Below are 16165 nucleotides of genomic sequence, written 5' to 3'. Positions count from 1 at the left end.
CGCTTGGCGTGACTTGTCACGCGCTTGATCAACAATAGCCTGTGATGGGCGGTTCGTACTCATCGGGTGAGCTTTCTCGCTTCTGGCCAGGGCTGGGCCGCCGGGCGAGACATCGAGTTGTCGGCTACTCGGGACATTCTCAGGTGGTCTCACCATCCGCGTCGAACACCCTCCGACCGGCGAGAACCTGCCAAGTCCTTGACGCAAGACGCGATGCTCGACCTCGGAGGACGGCCGCTTCGTGATGTTCGATCCCATCGGCAAGATGAAGATTGCGGTGTGTGCTCGTCGCGAATGTACGTGGATGGCTTCCCGTCGCAGGTCATCACTCGGAAACGCCGGATTCGGAGTGCACTGCTGATACCGAGGGGTGCTGAGCGCCGCTCGGGTCAATGGCGCGCCGGTTCGATGTCGAGCGCGCGTTGGAGCTGGCTTGCCCACCAGCGCAGCTGAGCGGTGGAGTCTTGTGCCGCGGCGTCGGTGAGGCCGGCGCTCCGACGGAAGTCGCTGCCGTAGAGGGGCTCGGTTGCCATCGCCTGGTGAAGGGCCGCGACCGCGAGTCGTGTCTCGTCGAGGGAGCTTCCGGGAGGCCGACTCCGATGCAGGGCGTCGACGACCGGGTCGAGCATGCCGCCACCACGGTCGCGCCAACCCGCCGCGTGCAGCGCCACCGCGAGTTCGCCATAGCCGCCCCGATACACGGACCCGAGCGACTCGACGAGTTCGAGGACATCGGTGCCGTGCTCCAGCCATGCGGCGATGACGTCGTGGAGCGCGGTTCGAAGCCGGCGTCCGCCATGGCGAAGGAGTTCGGCGAGCAGCTTCTCGCGATTGCCGAAGTGATGCGTGACGCCGGCGTCGGTCATGCCGACCCGCGCTGCCACCGCGCGCACCTGTACAGCGGCGACGCCTCCCTCGGCCAGCAGCGAAGCCGCGGCATCGAGGATCAACCGGCGGGCTTCGTCCGGTGGTCTGCGCGTTCTCGAATTGGTCACCTCGGAATCTTACCTTGACTAGCCAAGGTTCCCCTGCGTACCGTTACCTCGACAGCTCAAGGTAAATCGGAGAGGGTATGTCGATGGTCGAAATCATGGGACTGAGAAGCAGATTCGGCACGGAGGTGAATCAGCGATGACAGACATGACCCTCACGCTGCGCGACGTCACACTTCGAGCCACGGTGACCGGCGCGGGGCCAACGGTCCTGTTGCTTCACGCGGGCGAAGAGCGGCGCGACGTCTGGGCACCGGTCACGGAGGGGATGACCGAGTGCGGACTGCGGACGGTGGCCTTCGATCTGCGCGGGCACGGCGAGAGTTCCGGGCGGGCGACCACTTTGCGGGCGATCGCCGACGACGTGATCGAGATGGTGGCTCGCGAACCGGCGCCGGTCGTCGTGGTGGGCGCCTCCCTCGGCGGGTTCGCCGCCCTCGCCGCCCTCGCGGAGCGGCCCGTCGCGCAGCGCGTCGCCGGCCTCGTACTCGTGGACGTCGTTCCTGATATCGATGCGGATCGCGCCCGGCGCTGGCTCGACGACCACGGACTCCTCGCCCGCAACGCCCGGCTCGCCGACGACATTCTCGCGTCCCGCTCCGAACTCCACGCGATCATCGCGGCATCGGACCTGCCCATCCTGCTCGTGCGGGGAGGACCACGGTCTCCGCTCGGCGACGCCGACGTGGACCGGCTACGCATGGCCAACCGGCGCGTCACCGTTACCCGCGTACCGGACGCCGGGCATCTCGTCGCTCGCGACGCCCCGGCGGAACTCGCGCGCATCGTTTCGGCGCACGCCACCAAGTGGCTCGGGACCGACGACGTCGTCCGCCGCGCGTTCGAGCTGCAGCGCACGCTCGGCGCCGAACGGATCGATCACCCAGGCGGGACCTTGTTCCAGCACCTTCGCCGGGTGCACGCCCTCGCGGTCGAATGGAACGCCGCGCCACGAACCCGGCTGGCGTCGATCTGTCACGCGTCATACGGCACCGACGGGTTCCCGCACGCCCTGCTGTCGGCCACGGATGACCGGCAGCTGCGCCACGTCATCGGCCCTGAGGCGGCGGCGCTGGTGTACCTCTACGGCGCGTGCGATCGCTCGCGCACCTACCGCGAGCTCGGCCGACGGCCCTTGCCCGTGATCGATAGATTCACCGGCGGATCGAAGACGATCGAAGGAACCGAACTCCGTGATTTCGCCGTCCTGACCATCGCCAACGAGCTCGATATCGCCCGCCACGCCCAGCTGCCACCGTCGATTCGCTGCGATATCCGTGACCTCGTCGCCGCGCTGGCCGCCTACGCGCCGGACGAGGCGGCGGTAGCGCTCGCCGACGAAGCGCTCGCTCGAGCGGATGCCGAGTGAACCCGACCGACACATGCCGCAGGTTCCGGTCAGCCGATGGTCTGGTGGCTGCGGGCGCGAGGACCGGTGTGTGCGGGAAGGTGCTCGTAACCGTGCAGGGTGAACAACGGCCGCCGGGTGGGCGAATCGGTCGATCGCAGGTTCGGAAACGCCTCGAACAGTGCGCGCAGGGCGTGCGCCGCTTCCATACGAGCCAGAGCGGCGCCCAGGCATACATGGGTACCGGTGCTGAAGGACAGATGATTCTTGGCGTTGTCCCGGGTGATGTCGAAACGGGCCGGGTCGGTGAACATGGCGGGGTCGCGGTTCGCACCGGCCAGCGACAGCACCACGGTCGACCCCGCGCGCAACCGGACACCGCCGATCTCCAATGCGGTCCGGGTGGTGCGAGCGGTGGCTTGCACCGGCGGATCGATCCGCAGGATCTCTTCGACTGCATTGGGCCACAGTTGCGGCTCGGCGCGCAACCGGTCCAGCTGATCGGGGTGGCGCAGCAGCCAGATGATGCCCTTGCCGATCAGGTTGACCGTGGTCTCGAAGCCCGCGGCCATCAGCAGGGTCGCCGACGCGCACAGTTCGTAGGTGGAAAGATCGCCCGCGATCACCAGGCTGCTGAGAATATCGTCACCGGGTTCGGCGCGGAGGCGCTCCACGTGCTCGAGGAGATACCGGTACACCCGCTCCGAGGCTTCCATCGCCCGCTGGTGCGTTCGCCAGGAGATCCCGAGGTCGAGCAACGGACTGATGTCATCGCCCCAGCGCAGGAACATCTCGCGATCGGAGTCCGGGAAGCCGAGCATTTCGGAGATGATGGCGATGGGCACCTGTGCCGCGTACCGCGCCACCAGATCGGTGGGGCCGTCGTCGGGCAGCGCCGCGAGCAGTTCCTCGGTGACCGACTCGATCCTGTCGCGCAGCCGGGCGACGGCACGCGGGGTGAAGGCCGCGGTGACCGGTTTGCGCATCCGGGCGTGCTCGGCCTGGTCGAGCACCAGCATCGACGGCGGATCCACCGGATTCGGTGGGAGGGGCCGACGCTCCAGCGCGCGCAGCACGGGCTGCGGTATACCGAATACCGTCGGTATACCGACACCGAAACGGTTGTCGCGCAGAATCTCCCGAACCATATCGTGATCGAAGGTGATCCACACCGGCAGGGCGCGGTGCAATCCACCCTCTCCGCGCATTTCCTCGATCAGAGCGTACGGATTCTCGATCCCCTCCGCGGTACCGATCAACCGAGCGAACAGATCCTCACGACGGAGCAGTAACGTTGTGAACAGGCGGATCAGCCCGTGATTGTTGACCCATCGATACGCATAATGCGGATTCATCGAGCCCCTCCATCGTCGAGCCGTCGCATCCTTTGGGCGTAACGAATATCACAGGTATCGCGGCATTCGATGGAGTGACATCTCGAGACATGCCGCGGTAAGCGACGTGGCCGTCGCAACGTGCGGCTCATCCGTTCGGCCTCCACGCGTCAAAAGTGTCGCGCACGCGGGGCGCTGCGCCCGATACAGGCGCCGCCCGTACCAGCATGAGACAGGTGCTTGCGTCGGGTCGACCGATTCAAGTGATTGCTGAGCGCCGTCGCGACAGCAACGGTTCGGCGCGGCCACCGCGCGATTCGGTCAGAAGACGATCTTTCTGAATACCTGTCAGACCTCGGACTACCAGCACAAGATCGCCCGCTGGCTCGAGAAGAGCGAAATCTCAGCACGCTTCCGCCGCGACCTGCTGTTCGCCACGATGGCGATACCGGTTTTCGTCTGCGCTGGGCGGGATGGAGCCGCTGTAAATGGTTCGAAGGCTGCGTAGAGAAGAGCTCTCGCAACAACTTCGACGCCGCGTCCGTCAAGGGAACCTTCAACGGACAAGGCGGGAAGACCTTCGTACGAGACCGGGCCGCCGGCACAACGTACCGGCGGCCCAGCCGAATCAGCTGTCAGATGAAGGTGTAGGCGACGCCGTTGCTGGTCCCACCTCCTGTCGTGGCGGTGACCTGTACGGTGCCGGTTCCGGCGGGCGAGACTGCCGTGATCTGAGTCGCGGAGTCGACCGTGAACGAAGCCGCCGGTGTCGCATCGAAATCGACTGCGGTGGTTCCGGTCAGATCGGTTCCGGTGAGAACGACCGTCGTGCCGCCCGCTGCCGCCCCCGAATTCGGTGCGACCGTACTCAGGGTGGGAACCGGGATATAGGTGTAGGACACGCCGTTGCTGGTGCCATTCGGGCCGGTGGCGGTGACCTGCACGGCGCCCGTCCCCGCAGGGGCGAATGCCGTGATCAGCGTGTCGGAGTCGACCGTGAACGACGTTGCCGGTGTCGCGCCGAAGGTGACCGCGGTGACGCCGGTCAGGCCGTTCCCGGTGAGGAAGACCTGATTTCCGCCTGATTCCGGCCCTTGGAAGGGAACGCCGAACTCAGGGCCGGGACATAGGCATAGGAGACGCCGCTACTGGTACCACCCGCGGTGGTGACGGTGACCTGCGCCGTTCCCGTTCCGGTGGGAGTGACGGCCGTGATCTGTGTGGGGGAGTCCACGGTGAATGAGGTTGCCGGTGTCGCACCGAAGCTGACCGCGGTCGCTCCGGTCAGATCGGTTCCGGTGAGGACAACCGTCGTTCCACCCGCTGGTCAGGCCCGCGCTCGGCAGCGGCACCACCTCGGCGCGAGCGAGCAGGGCGTCGAGCGCCGCGCTGGTCGTGGCATCGATAGCCGCGGTGCTGTAAAGGATCTGGAGGTTGTCCACACCGAGAGCGCCAACCTCGGACAGGAACCCACCGATCAGTGGCAGCCTGCCGAGATCGATACCGGCCGACAGATCGAAACCTACCGCGAACACCGCAGGCCCGGCGGCCGGTTTCACCCGCACGAACTTGGCATCGGTCAACCCGACCCGCAAGCTCTCGGGAATATCCGCCGCCAGATCGGTGGATACGGCGGCCACCCACTCCCGCAACGCGACTGCGCCGCCCTCGGCATTGCGATAGGTGGCGACGAAGGCGTCCATGCCGCGCTCGGCATCGAAAACGAGGTCCAACTCCAGCTCGCCCACCGACAGCGTTCCCTCATACCGCGTACCGGTCTCGTCGCGAGTGATGGCGATGCCGACCGATGCCGTGATGCCGTCGGCGATCTCCAGTTCGGCCCGGCAACTGGCGGCGAATCGGCCGCTGCCGGTGGTGTAGGAAAACCGAAGACTGCTCAGCGCGAGCGATCGAAGCCGACACATCCTTCAGAGTGAAGTGGCCGATGGACCAATCGCCGGTGAGCGTCGTCGTGATCCGATAGGTGTCGCCGAGGCCGACGGCGATGTCCAACTCGGCCACGGTCAGGTCGGTCGGCACGTGGGTGACCGGGAGGCCGAAGGAGCCCAGCAACTGCGCGACGCCGATCGGTTCGTGCTCGTGCAGGCCGCCGGTGAGATACAGGTCGGGCAACCACAATTCGACGTCCAAGACGAAATCGCCCAACGTGAATGCGGTGGCCACCGCCACGGACGTCACCACATAGCCGACCGGGTCGGCCGACGGGTCCTTCCCGAGGCGATAGTCGAAACCTGTGACCTGTCCGAGTGCGCGCTCCAGCCCGAGGTCCGTCAGTCCGCTCTCGACCGCGCGCCGCGCGTCGTTCCCCGCCAGCGTCCCCACGAGCGTGTCCACCGTGAATGCGCCGGCATGCTGCGACCGCACCGCTGCGGTCAGCCCGCCGGACCTGTCCGTGCTCAGCGTCACCACCACGGCGACTCCCTCGAACCGACCGTCGAGTGTGACCGTCACTTCGCCCCGGCGAGAAACAGTCACAGTCGCGGCCTGCACAGTGGTGGCCACCGTGACGTCGGCAGGCCAGGCCCGCGCGGCGCAGGTGAGGGTCAGCGTCAACTCGGCACGGCCCTGGTGGATCTGCGGTCGCCCCGAGCCCGCGATGCCTTCCAGCTTGCGCCCGGGAAAAGTGGCGAGCGTATTCCGCAACCGGTCGGGCAACGCAGCGTCTGCCCAATCGAGAACCGGTGGGTCGCCGAGCCCGGCCAGATGGGCCGCGAGCACGTCCAGATCGGTCGAGCCCTGGTCGTCCGGCTCCGCCTCACTACTCACCACTTCTTCGCCCGACACTCGAGCCCGCGAGCCTGTCTTTCCCGAACCCGCGCGATCACGTTTTGACAGAGCATCGGGCCGCCGGAATCCGTCTCTCTAGGCCGAGGAAAGCGGACGCCCGGGTCGCGAGTGCCGGTGAGAGTCTGTTTGTCGCCGCTGCCCACAGGTAAGTCCTCCCCCCACGTGTGGTGTCGCCTGTCTTTCCGAGGCCTGGAGGCGACAGGGCTCGCGTCGATGTGGTGCACTCGGTTACCGTCGGCGCCGCGCTGACGGGGCAGGAGCCGCTACGAAATGAAAAACCTTGCCGGAGAGAGCATTACACCTCCGATGCCGATGTACTAACCAGTCTGCGTGGTCGTAGGCAGTCCGTCAAGCTGCCTGGAAGGCCGAGGTGTCCTACGCAGGTCGCTGGCGGCGCTCGGCGGTGCGTCAGCGGCGTCACGGCTCCCCGATGAATTATTCTCAGGCTCCCTGAGGAACGTGCCAGCCGCCTCGAGCGTCGGCCTGCCCAGGCGTTCAGTACTGACCTGAAGTACGTATCAGGGAGGAATTGTGGACATTACCGAGCTGATCCTCGATGACCACCATGAGCAACGGCGGCTGTTCGCGATCCTGGAGCAGATCGACCCCGCGGAGACCGGCGCGCTCTCCGCGGTCTGGAGCAGGCTGGCGGCCTTCCTCGAACTGCACGCGCAGGCGGAGGAGGAAATCTTCTACCCCGCACTGCTGCAGGCGGGCATCGCGGCCCGGCGCGCGGGCGGGGTGGAAGACGAGACACTCGACGCTATCGGCGACCACAACGAGATCAGGGACGCGATCGCCGAAGTGGCGCGTCATCAGGCCGGCACCGAGGACTGGTACGCGGCCGTCGCGGCAGCGAACTCGGCCAACAGTGATCACATGGCCGAGGAAGAACGCGAGGGACTCACCGACTTCCGCAGGCTGGCCGGATTGTCGCGCCGCCATCAATTGGCCGTCGCCTTCGCCGCTTACGAGGCGCGGAACTACGCAGGCGTCGAGCCCGTCGACAAAGATCCCGTCAGCTATGTCCGGGCGGCGGAGAGGAAGCTGCCGACTGCTGCGAGCGGGTCGCTGAATGTCGGCACCCTGAAGCGGAACTGACCCCGGCTGACCGGCCGCGGCAGTCGGTGGAGGCCGCGCCTCCAGCGCCGTGCCCCACGCCGAAGGGTGGTGTGAATCCGCCGTAGAACGCGTACTCGAGCGGCGAGGACGTCTAGTTCTCGGTGCGGCGATAGGGCGGAACGACCCGGTTCCGATCAGCGGCGATCTGCCGCCGCCGGGCCGCCATCGCATCCGCGGGGGAGGAGCCGGTGGACAGCGCGCGAAAGAGGGCTGCCGCGTCCTCGATCGCGTCCCGCGCCCCGACTCCTTCAGCGGGTGTGATGGCGTGATCCGCGTCGCCGCACAGAATCACCGGAAGCCGTGGAGCAGCGGCGGCGGCGAAGGGGACGTTGCGCGCATTGGAGACATGCACGGTCTCCGTCTCGGCCAACAGAAGATCTACCACGTCGGAGACGCCCGGGGCGACCGTTCGAATGAGTTCCGCCCACTCCGCTACCGGATGGAAGCCGATGTTCTCGACGGGAAGAGGCGGGCGGGTGACTCTGGCGAACCAGACGGAAAGTCCTTCGTCCCAGAAGTGGCCGAACGCCCCCGCCGGGCGGCCATCCGCATCGATCCGGCCGTCGAAATGCAGCACCGTGCTCTTGGTACGCAACGCTTGGGCACGCTCGGTACGGCCGTAGAACACAATTTGCCCGGCGTACTCGGGTGTTCGCTCCGGTTCGATCCGGCGGCGGGCGAGGGAGTCTATGCCGTCGGCAGCGATGACGACGTCGTCGGTGGGCAGCCGGGTAGCGCCGCTGTAGAGCACACCCTGGTCGACATCGGTGACCGCAGTGCCGTAATGGAATTCCGACGCTGTAGCGGCGGCGAATTCGGTCAGCACCGACATGAGTTCGGCGCGCAGGTACAGCCGATGACCGCGGCTCGGCCCGAAACGCGCTTCGTGCGGCTGGTATTCGACCCGGAGGGCGTCCACTGGATGAGCGACCTCGTCCAGCCGGTCGGCGGGCACGCCGAGGCCGGTCAGCGCGGCGTGCGCACGGTCGTCCAGCACCAGGAACGCACCGGCGCCGACCGATGGCTGAGATTCGTAAACCCGGGCCGGAATACCCTCGCCCCCAAGAGCTCCGGCGAGAGCCGTCCCTGCGATTCCTCCGCCGATGATGGTGACCATGCACTCAGCGTAGAGCGACATCTCCTGAGCCACGGCCGATCCCCGCATCGACAGCGCAGAGTCTCGGCAGGGACTGTGACTCTGCCGTCACTGAAGGGGTGGACATGGCGGTACCTTCGCGGAGCCCGGCTACATCCGCAGGGCGGGGTCGTGCGGCGCCGCGCCGTGAGCACGGTGCTCATGCCGCCCCTGTTCGGGCTGCTACCGAGCGAACCGGGCGATGTCATCCGCGACGCGCTCTGGTGCTTCGAAGGGGAACGCGTGACTGAGCCCGGGGTAGATCAGCAATTCCGAACCGTTGATGTAGCTATGTAGCACGCTGGAGTTGGCAGCGGGTTCTTGCTCGTCGTTTTCAGCGCCCAAGATGAGGGTGGGCAGCCGCAGGGCGGGCAGGCTGCTGACGACGTTGGTGGCGGGGTCGACGAGCCAGCCGGTCATCGCGGCGCGTTGACGGTTGAGGCCGGTCAGGTTCACCCCGACCCGATTGGGGCGCAGAGCTGTTCGTCGATTCCACGCAGCCAGAGCATCGGGGTGGCCGCTGAAGTACAGCGGGATGACTTGGTCGGCAGGCGCAAGCGGGTCGAATGCGGGCATGCCCCGGACCAGACCGGGCAGGTCGGGCAGCACCTGCTGTGATCCACCGGGGCCGGTACCCATCAGGATCAGCGCGCCGACGTCATCGGGATGGTCCACGGCCATGCGTTGCGCAACGAATCCTCCGAGGGAGTAGCCGACAACGGTGGGGCGGTTCAGATGGAGAGCCCGGATCAGGCCAGTGGCCTGGTCAGAGAGTTGCGGGACGGTCGAAACGGCCGAGGGCCCGGCTGGGGTCCGTCCCACGCCGTCGGAGTCGAAGATGACGACATGATTGGTCGCGGCCAATCGGTCGAGCAGCGCCGGGTCCCAGTCGTCCATGCTGAATCCGAGACATGGGGTCAGCAGGAGACTCGGTCCGTGTCCGAAGCTGCGGTAGGCGATCGGCAACCCGGCGACGGTGACGACCTGGGTGGGGGCGGTCGACGACGGTGACCGGTCGAGGTGATCAGCCGTTGTCGAGTCGATGTCGGTGTGGGCGGGCCGACCGGCCGTGGGGGCGGCGCCGGCGGCGGGAGCGATCAGGAGCATGCCGGTGGCCAGGGCCGTCACGACGGCCAGGGTCGGTGTCGGGTGTCGCCAGGCGAGCCGGCCTCGGCGGGGCGTCGGCCCGCGGTCGGCTGTTGCCGTTGTCGGCTGCGGCGGGTGAAAAGCGGACATGTCGGCTCCCTTATGGTTCCGGACGGGCGGGGTCGAGGCTGTGGTGGGACCAGCCGGATGCCCTGAACTGCGTTCTGCGTGCTGCTCACCCGGCTGAGTGGTCGTGCCGGCCATAAGAGATGCCAACGACCCGAAAGGATTCACTGCGCCTTTCCGCTGTCTGCTGCCATGAGGAAGCAATCCGACGCAGACAGTGATCATTTCGCCAGGACATATTGAGCGGCCGCCGTCGAGTTCCAGGAGACCGCCGGGCAGTACATCATCATCAAGCCCTGAACCCACCGAGTCTCTGAGTTCTCGAACCGCGCCGCGCGCAACCCGGCGATACGGCTGATCGAGACGTTTGCGCCACCAGTAGAAATGCGGGCGCGGCCCGGCACGCTAGCTTTGGTCGGGCGTGTGCTCGTAATCGGTGCCGAGGGGGTTCGCGGCCATCCTGGTGGCGAGGCCGGACCGCATCGCGCGTGCGGCGGAGCTGCCGGTCTTCCGGTCGGCCTGCGCCTGGAAGCAGGTAAGGAACTCGTCGGCGAACTCGCCCCGGGGGTACTGCCGGAGTACTTCGGTACGGAAGGCGTGGCTGAAATCGTCGATGTTCTGTCCCACGACGTCCAACGCCGCCGCTCGCGACAGCAAGTGGCTTTCAGGATCGTCGCGCACATCCACCTCAGGCCCCATATGCCGGGCGATGACTTCGCCGAGGGTTTCGCGGCGCTCGCTCGGCCAACCGGCGCCGGCGGCGAACACGCGGGCGACATGGCCGCCTGCCTCCTCGAAGGAGACGGTGTGGCTGTCGAACTCCGGCACCAGACCGATGTCGTGGAACATCGCAGCCGTGAACAGCAGCTCAGCGTCGTACCGGATGCCCTGCTGTCTGCCGTAGGCAGTCGCCCAGACGTAGACGCGGCGCGAGTGGTTCAGCAAGGCGGCGGACAGGTAAGCGGAGGCCACCTCCGAGGCAGCCGACGACGCGGCCGTGTCAGGACTCCAGAGGTGGTCCGAATCGCTCATCCTTCGACAGTACGGCGGGGCATGAATAGTCACTTCGGCCCGGATGTCGGGATACTCGCGGTCGACAGAACGGCGCCCGCGGCGGCGAGGGCGGCCAGGAGCAGGAAGGTGGTGGCGTAGCCGAAGAGGGATGCCAGGGCGGTGGCGGCGAACGGCGCCGAGGCCATGGTGATCATCAGCGGTGCGGCAAGCAGGCCGGTGAGGCGCCCGTAATGCCCGGTTCCCCAGCGGTCGCTGACGGCGGTGGCTTGCAACAAGGTGAACACCCCGCGCGACATGCCGGCGGCGACCGCAGCTGGGATCAACGTCCACGCGGTGGTGAAGACCCCCAGCAGGGCGGTGGTCGCGGCGATGGCGAGCAGTATCACCACGGTGCGGGTGCGGATGCTGGTGCGCGCGGCGAACGTGGAGTAACCGATACGGCTGGCGACCTGCCCGGCGCCGCCGAGCCCGAGCGCGACCGCCGCCAGGCCGTTGTCCAGACCGCGTTCGGTCAGCAGCGGAACCAGGGTGACCACCACCGCGAACGACGCGAACCCCGCCGCGCTCAACGCGACCGCCAGCGCCAGGAAGGAGCGGCTGCGCGCGATCGGCCCGGGGTCGGTGAGATGGGCGTGCCCGGGTTCCGCGACCGGGCGGGGCGGCCACGGCAGCCGCAGCCCGAACCAGTGCCCCGGCACGGTCACCACGGCCAGAATCACCGCGAGCACCAAATACGTTGCCCGCCAATCCAAGTGCGTGGAGATCGCGGCGGTCAACGGGGCGAATACCGTCGAAGCCATGCCCGCGGCCAACGTGAGCACCGTGAGAGCGCGGACCCGGTTGGGGCCGTGCCAGCGGGTCAGCGCGGCGAAGGCGGGGGGATACAGCATCGCTGCCATGGCGATCCCGGTCAACAACCATCCGGCGAAGAACCAGACCGGGTGCGATGCGGTCGCGACCAGGATCAGCGCCGGGATCGTCAGTATCGACCCCGCGCTCATCACTCCACGGGGGCCGTGGCGGTCGATCCAGCGCCCGATCGGGATCCCAGCGAGGGCGGCCACGAGTTGTCCGGCGGAGAAGGCGGCGGTGAGCGTGGTGGCCGACCAGCCGGTGTCGGTGGTGATGTGCCCGAGCAGCACGGGGAAGGCGTAGAACAGGATTCCCCAGCTGGTGATCTCGGTGACGCACAGCACCACCAACACCCGGCGCAGCGCGGCCGAGGTGACCACTGGCTGTGGTGGGGCGGAAACAGCCTCCATCACGACGGCCGCTCAGCGCGCGGGCACGATCAACAGCAACCGCTTCATCGCGGTCGGCGCCCTCAGCGGCACCTCCGGCGCCGCTGCCACACAGCAGCTACCACCACCATCGGCGGTCTGCTGAGCTTCGAGCCGAAGCGGAAGACCGATTGAACGAGACTTTTCCCCGGCTCGCGCGCAGCCGAGAGCGATGCGGTGTTCGGGTATTCCATGTGGGTGCGTCACGGCACGCCTCTCGATCCGAGAACTCCAGTGATTGCGCCCCGCCGGTCGCACGGCACGAGTCGCTTGCCGTCGCCTCTCAGCGGATCGTGGGATCGCGACTTTCGGATGGTCTGTCAAGTCAGTCCGCCATCCGCACGGATGTTCTGACCGGTGACCCATCGGTTGTCCGGATGGACCAGCAGGGCCACGAGGTCTGCGACGTCGGCGGGTCGGCCGATGCGTCCGAGTGCTGTCATGGCCGCGGCTCCCTCGGCAGCGCCCGGTTGAGCGCTGGAACGGAGTAGGTCGGTGTCGGTCGGACCGAGAGAGATGGTGTTGGCCGTAATGCCTCGGGGTCCGAATTCGCGTGAGGCGACGCGGGTGAGCTGTTCGACTGCCGCCTTGCTCGCCGCGTAGATCGCTTCCCCGGGGCTGGGCCAATGGGTGCCGACCGTGGAGAGGGTGACGACCCGTGCACCGTCGCGCAGTCGCGGCGCTGCCTGCTGCAGGGTGAGGAACGTACCGCGGGCGTTCACGGCCATCACTCGATCCCACTCCTCGATGCGTGCCTCGGCCAAGGGCGCACTGGCGAACACACCGGCGTTCGCCACCAGGATGTCGAGCCCGACACCGGCCTGCTGGAACACGGTGTCCGCGGCGGCGAACGCTGCGGTGACCTGGTCGGGATCACCGAGATCCAGCCGCACCGCCGACGCGTGTCCGTCGCGTTCGGCGATCTCGGCGACCAACGTCTCGGCAGCTTCCGACCGCGTGTGATAGGTGAACACCACAGTGGCACCCGAGGCCGCCAACCTGGCGGTGATGGCGCGACCGATACCGCGCGAACCCCCGGTGATCAGGGCGCCGCGACCGGCCAGCGACCGGGAGGGTGGGGCAGCGGGACTCATCGAAATGGTCATGCCGGTAACAGTGGCAGCTATCGCGGCACGAACCGCTCCTCGATAGATGAGAGGCTGATCGGCATGGTCGATACCAGTGTCCGGCTTTTGCGGCTGCTCGGTTTGCTGCAGACCCAGCGTTGCTGGACCGGGGCCGAGTTGGCTACTCGTCTGGGCGTGAACACCCGCACGATCCGTGTCGATATCGCCCGGCTGCGTCGGCTGGACTACGAGATCGACGCTGCGCCCGGTGTGGCCGGCGGGTACCGACTCCGTGCCGGCGCCACGCTGCCGCCCCTTCGATTCGACGACGACGAGGCCGTCGCAGTCGCGGTGGCGCTACGCACCGCGGCGCGGGCAGGCGTGGCCGGTATCGGTGACGCCGCCGCCCGGGCGGCCGCCAAACTGGAACAACTGCTCCCACCTCGGCTGCGTCACCGTCTGCATACGGTGCATTCGGCAACCGAACCAGTTCCTGATGGCGGGAACTCGGTGGACGCCAGCGTTTTTCGTGCTGTCGCCACCGCGATCGAGCGCAACGAGATACTCCGATTCGACTACTGCGATCGCCACGCGACGACCAGTTGTCGTCGCGTCGAACCACACCGGATGGTGCACAGCAGCGGACGCTGGTACCTCGTCGGCTTCGACCTCGATCGCCACGACTGGCGTAGCTATCGCGTCGATCGCATCGACCCGAAGACACCGACCGGGCCCGGCTTCACGATCAGAGAACTTCCCGGACCGGATCTGGCGACCTTCGTGACCCGCGGGCGGATGGCAGCCCTGTGGAACTACACCGCACGAGTGACAGTTCACGCGCCCGCCGACACCGTCGCGGCCCGCATTCCCACCGGCATCTGGACCGTCGAACCGATCGATGCACACACCAGCACGCTGGACGCTGGAGCGCAAAGCCCCCAGCTGCTCGCGGCATACCTCGCCGCAATGGACCTCGACTTCCACCTCGACACCGAACGAGCACCGGAACTCGCAGCCGCCGTCACCAGGATCGCCGCCCGTTACGCAACAGCGACGCGCGAGACCTGAGCGACCTTCCGTCGGCTCGGTCCGAAATCACGAAATCCGGCGCGAAGAAGAGTTACCGCATGAACGAGCTGCGGTCAGGTCGTCTCAGGTTGCGACTGCTCGGCATGCTCGTTCTTCTTCGCTGCGCCTGTGGTGGTGAGCGCGTGTTCGCAGCCGGAACTCGATGTCGCAGAGCAGTTCCGGTCGGTGGATCCGTGCGGATTCCTCGATCGAGCCCGGGCATGGCGAACGTGCGCCTGCGTCGACCGACCAGCGGTCTCGACGGGTTGGACGACCCACCAGGCGATCGCTGTCCATATCGATGCCAGTAGGGCCGCGCCGATGATGTCGGTGGGGTAGTGCGCACCGGCGTAGATTCGCTGCACGCCCACCAGTGCGGGGATCAGGATGATGGCGGCGGACAGAAGCCGATGCCGTCGTCGGCGGGTGGCGGCCCACAGGAGTGCGGCGGTGGCCGAGTAAAGCGTCAGCGAGGCGGCGACGTGGCCGGAAGGGAAGCTGGCGGTGGGTGGCAGGTCGGGATTGAGGTGCGGAACCCGGGGGCGGTCGCGGTCGACGATCGCGGCGGTGGTGAGAAACAGCGTGATCTCACCCAGCAGCGCGCTGCCGAGGAACAACACCGGGCGCCAGCTGCGCAGGACGCCCACCGCCAGCGCGGCGACGATCAGGGCGACCGTGATGACCGCGGTGGTATTGCCGAGTTCGCCGAACACGCCGAGGACGGAGGTGAGCGTCGGGTTACGGTGCTCGGCAAACGTTGCCGCGACGCTGTGATCCCAGCGCAGGACGGGGTTTTCGGCCTCCGGGGCGCGCACCAGCATGCCGATTCCGACGAGCGCTCCGACGAGCAGCACCCACGCGACCGCGAGTTCGCCGATTCCTCGCCATGGGTGGGGAAGGGTGGGCGCATGCCGGAGCGGGACCGGCCGCAAGTCGTCTTCGTCGGCCGGTGGTACGTCACCGGGCAGCGGGCCCGCGTTGCCGACTCGGGCGTCGCCCCGCCATCGGTGGAAGGCGACGGTGACCAGCACGAGCCACAGCGACCCGAGCAGCCAGCCCGCGAGGACGTCGGTGAGGTAATGCGCGCCCAACGCTATCCGGCTGAGGCCGACGGCCGCCACGATCAGGACCGCGAACACGGCCACCGCGCGGCGTGGGCCCGCCGGTAGGATCGGTGCGAAAACCAGCAGGACACCGCCGTAGCACACCAGTGAACCCATCGCGTGTCCGCTGGGGAAGCTCCACCCGTCGGCGCTGTAGACGGGAGTCTCCACCACCGGACGTAGCCGGGCGACAAGCTCTTTGACGATCGGGTTGAGGATCAATCCACCGGTGCCTGTGATCACCACGTAGACAGCAAGGCGTGGTAGACGACGAATGAGCAGCCAGAGCGCGCAGACGGCGAGCACCAGGACCAGCGTGCCGGTCCCGCCGAGATCGGTGATGCCGGTGAGGATGTTCCGCAGAATCCTGTGCTCCGCCACCACGGAGACCAGGTTGTCGGTGACCGCCTGATCCGCTGTCTGCATCGGTTCCCACCGCGCCCGGACCAGCGCTGTGAGCACACCGAACCCGATACCGACGGCCACAGCGCCCACCAACGCCGCGGCGCTGCGGACAGCGAATCGTTCGGCGGCCGCGGCCTCACTCCGAGGGACCGGGCCGCCAGGGCGGTCGGCACCCGTCGCGGCATCCTCGTCGTGGCGGTCGGCAGACAACGCAACACCTCCTGCGATCGTGCGAGACCCCGCCGTGCGGCGAAGACCCGCGACAGGTCACCAAAGA

At 67.5% G+C, this 16165-nt stretch carries 13 protein-coding genes and 1 pseudogene; 3 read left to right on the top strand and 11 right to left on the bottom strand.

All coding sequences use genetic code 11. The features are described from left to right. Nucleotides 1-389 precede the first annotated feature (389 nt). Nucleotides 390-950 carry a TetR family transcriptional regulator gene (locus ON29_RS28255; protein WP_217999316.1) on the bottom strand — a complete coding sequence of 187 codons (561 nt, stop codon included), beginning with the start codon at nt 948-950 and terminating at the stop codon, nt 390-392. Nucleotides 951-1131: 181 nt separating this feature from the next. Between ON29_RS28255 and ON29_RS28250 the strand changes: the two genes are divergently transcribed. Beyond that, nucleotides 1132-2361 (top strand): alpha/beta fold hydrolase, encoded by a 1230-nt coding sequence (locus ON29_RS28250; protein ID WP_040870989.1) that lies wholly within the window; start codon nt 1132-1134, stop codon nt 2359-2361. Nucleotides 2362-2390: 29 nt separating this feature from the next. On the opposite strand, the gene ON29_RS28245 is transcribed toward ON29_RS28250, so the two are convergent. The 4 genes and pseudogenes from ON29_RS28245 to ON29_RS28235 all read right to left on the bottom strand — a co-directional run bounded on the left by ON29_RS28245 (nt 2391) and on the right by ON29_RS28235 (nt 6461). Further along, nucleotides 2391-3695: a cytochrome P450 gene (locus tag ON29_RS28245; RefSeq protein WP_040870987.1), complete on the bottom strand. Its 1305-nt coding sequence runs from the start codon at nt 3693-3695 to the stop codon at nt 2391-2393. Nucleotides 3696-4309: 614 nt separating this feature from the next. Beyond that, nucleotides 4310-4765, bottom strand: a pseudogene (locus ON29_RS37870) (IPT/TIG domain-containing protein); the annotation flags it as partial. Continuing rightward, nucleotides 4720-4962, bottom strand: coding sequence for an IPT/TIG domain-containing protein (locus tag ON29_RS37865; RefSeq protein ID WP_217999321.1), 243 nt, complete (start codon nt 4960-4962; stop codon nt 4720-4722). The pseudogene ON29_RS37870 and the gene ON29_RS37865, both read right to left, overlap by 46 nt. 473 nt (nt 4963-5435) lie before the next feature. Next, on the bottom strand, nt 5436-6461 hold the full coding sequence (locus ON29_RS28235) for a hypothetical protein (RefSeq protein ID WP_157172926.1): 1026 nt from the start codon (nt 6459-6461) through the stop codon (nt 5436-5438). A 552-nt stretch (nt 6462-7013) separates the two neighbouring features. On the opposite strand from ON29_RS28235, the gene ON29_RS28230 reads away from it, so the two are divergent. After that, nucleotides 7014-7583, top strand: coding sequence for a hemerythrin domain-containing protein (locus ON29_RS28230; protein WP_040870985.1), 570 nt, complete (start codon nt 7014-7016; stop codon nt 7581-7583). A 112-nt stretch (nt 7584-7695) separates the two neighbouring features. Here the strand turns inward: ON29_RS28230 and ON29_RS28225 are convergent, their stop codons facing one another. The 5 genes from ON29_RS28225 to ON29_RS28200 form a co-directional block, all read right to left on the bottom strand. Further along, on the bottom strand, nt 7696-8721 hold the full coding sequence (locus ON29_RS28225) for an FAD-dependent oxidoreductase (RefSeq protein WP_157172925.1): 1026 nt from the start codon (nt 8719-8721) through the stop codon (nt 7696-7698). A gap of 201 nt (nt 8722-8922) precedes the next feature. Continuing rightward, on the bottom strand, nt 8923-9867 hold the full coding sequence (locus ON29_RS34060; RefSeq protein ID WP_051175652.1) for an alpha/beta fold hydrolase: 945 nt from the start codon (nt 9865-9867) through the stop codon (nt 8923-8925). A gap of 489 nt (nt 9868-10356) precedes the next feature. Beyond that, on the bottom strand, nt 10357-10983 hold the full coding sequence (locus ON29_RS28210; protein WP_040870981.1) for an HD domain-containing protein: 627 nt from the start codon (nt 10981-10983) through the stop codon (nt 10357-10359). 29 nt (nt 10984-11012) lie between these two features. Continuing rightward, a complete protein-coding gene (locus ON29_RS28205; RefSeq protein ID WP_174371872.1) occupies nt 11013-12227 on the bottom strand; it encodes an MFS transporter in 1215 nt (404 codons plus the stop codon). A gap of 338 nt (nt 12228-12565) precedes the next feature. After that, nucleotides 12566-13351: an SDR family oxidoreductase gene (locus ON29_RS28200; RefSeq protein WP_245549181.1), complete on the bottom strand. Its 786-nt coding sequence runs from the start codon at nt 13349-13351 to the stop codon at nt 12566-12568. Between the two features lie 63 nt (nt 13352-13414). Between ON29_RS28200 and ON29_RS28195 the strand changes: the two genes are divergently transcribed. Further along, nucleotides 13415-14380 carry a helix-turn-helix transcriptional regulator gene (locus ON29_RS28195; protein ID WP_040870978.1) on the top strand — a complete coding sequence of 322 codons (966 nt, stop codon included), beginning with the start codon at nt 13415-13417 and terminating at the stop codon, nt 14378-14380. A gap of 74 nt (nt 14381-14454) precedes the next feature. On the opposite strand, the gene ON29_RS28190 is transcribed toward ON29_RS28195, so the two are convergent. Further along, entirely contained in the window at nt 14455-16098 is a 1644-nt protein-coding gene (locus tag ON29_RS28190) for a phosphatase PAP2 family protein (RefSeq protein ID WP_051175651.1), read from the bottom strand. Between the last annotated feature and the right edge of the window lie 67 nt (nt 16099-16165).

Origin of the sequence: Nocardia exalbida NBRC 100660 (assembly GCF_000308575.1) — a bacterium.
In the GTDB taxonomy this organism is placed as follows: Bacteria; Actinomycetota; Actinomycetes; order Mycobacteriales; family Mycobacteriaceae; genus Nocardia; species Nocardia exalbida.
This window is presented reverse-complemented; position numbering and strand designations above follow the sequence as displayed.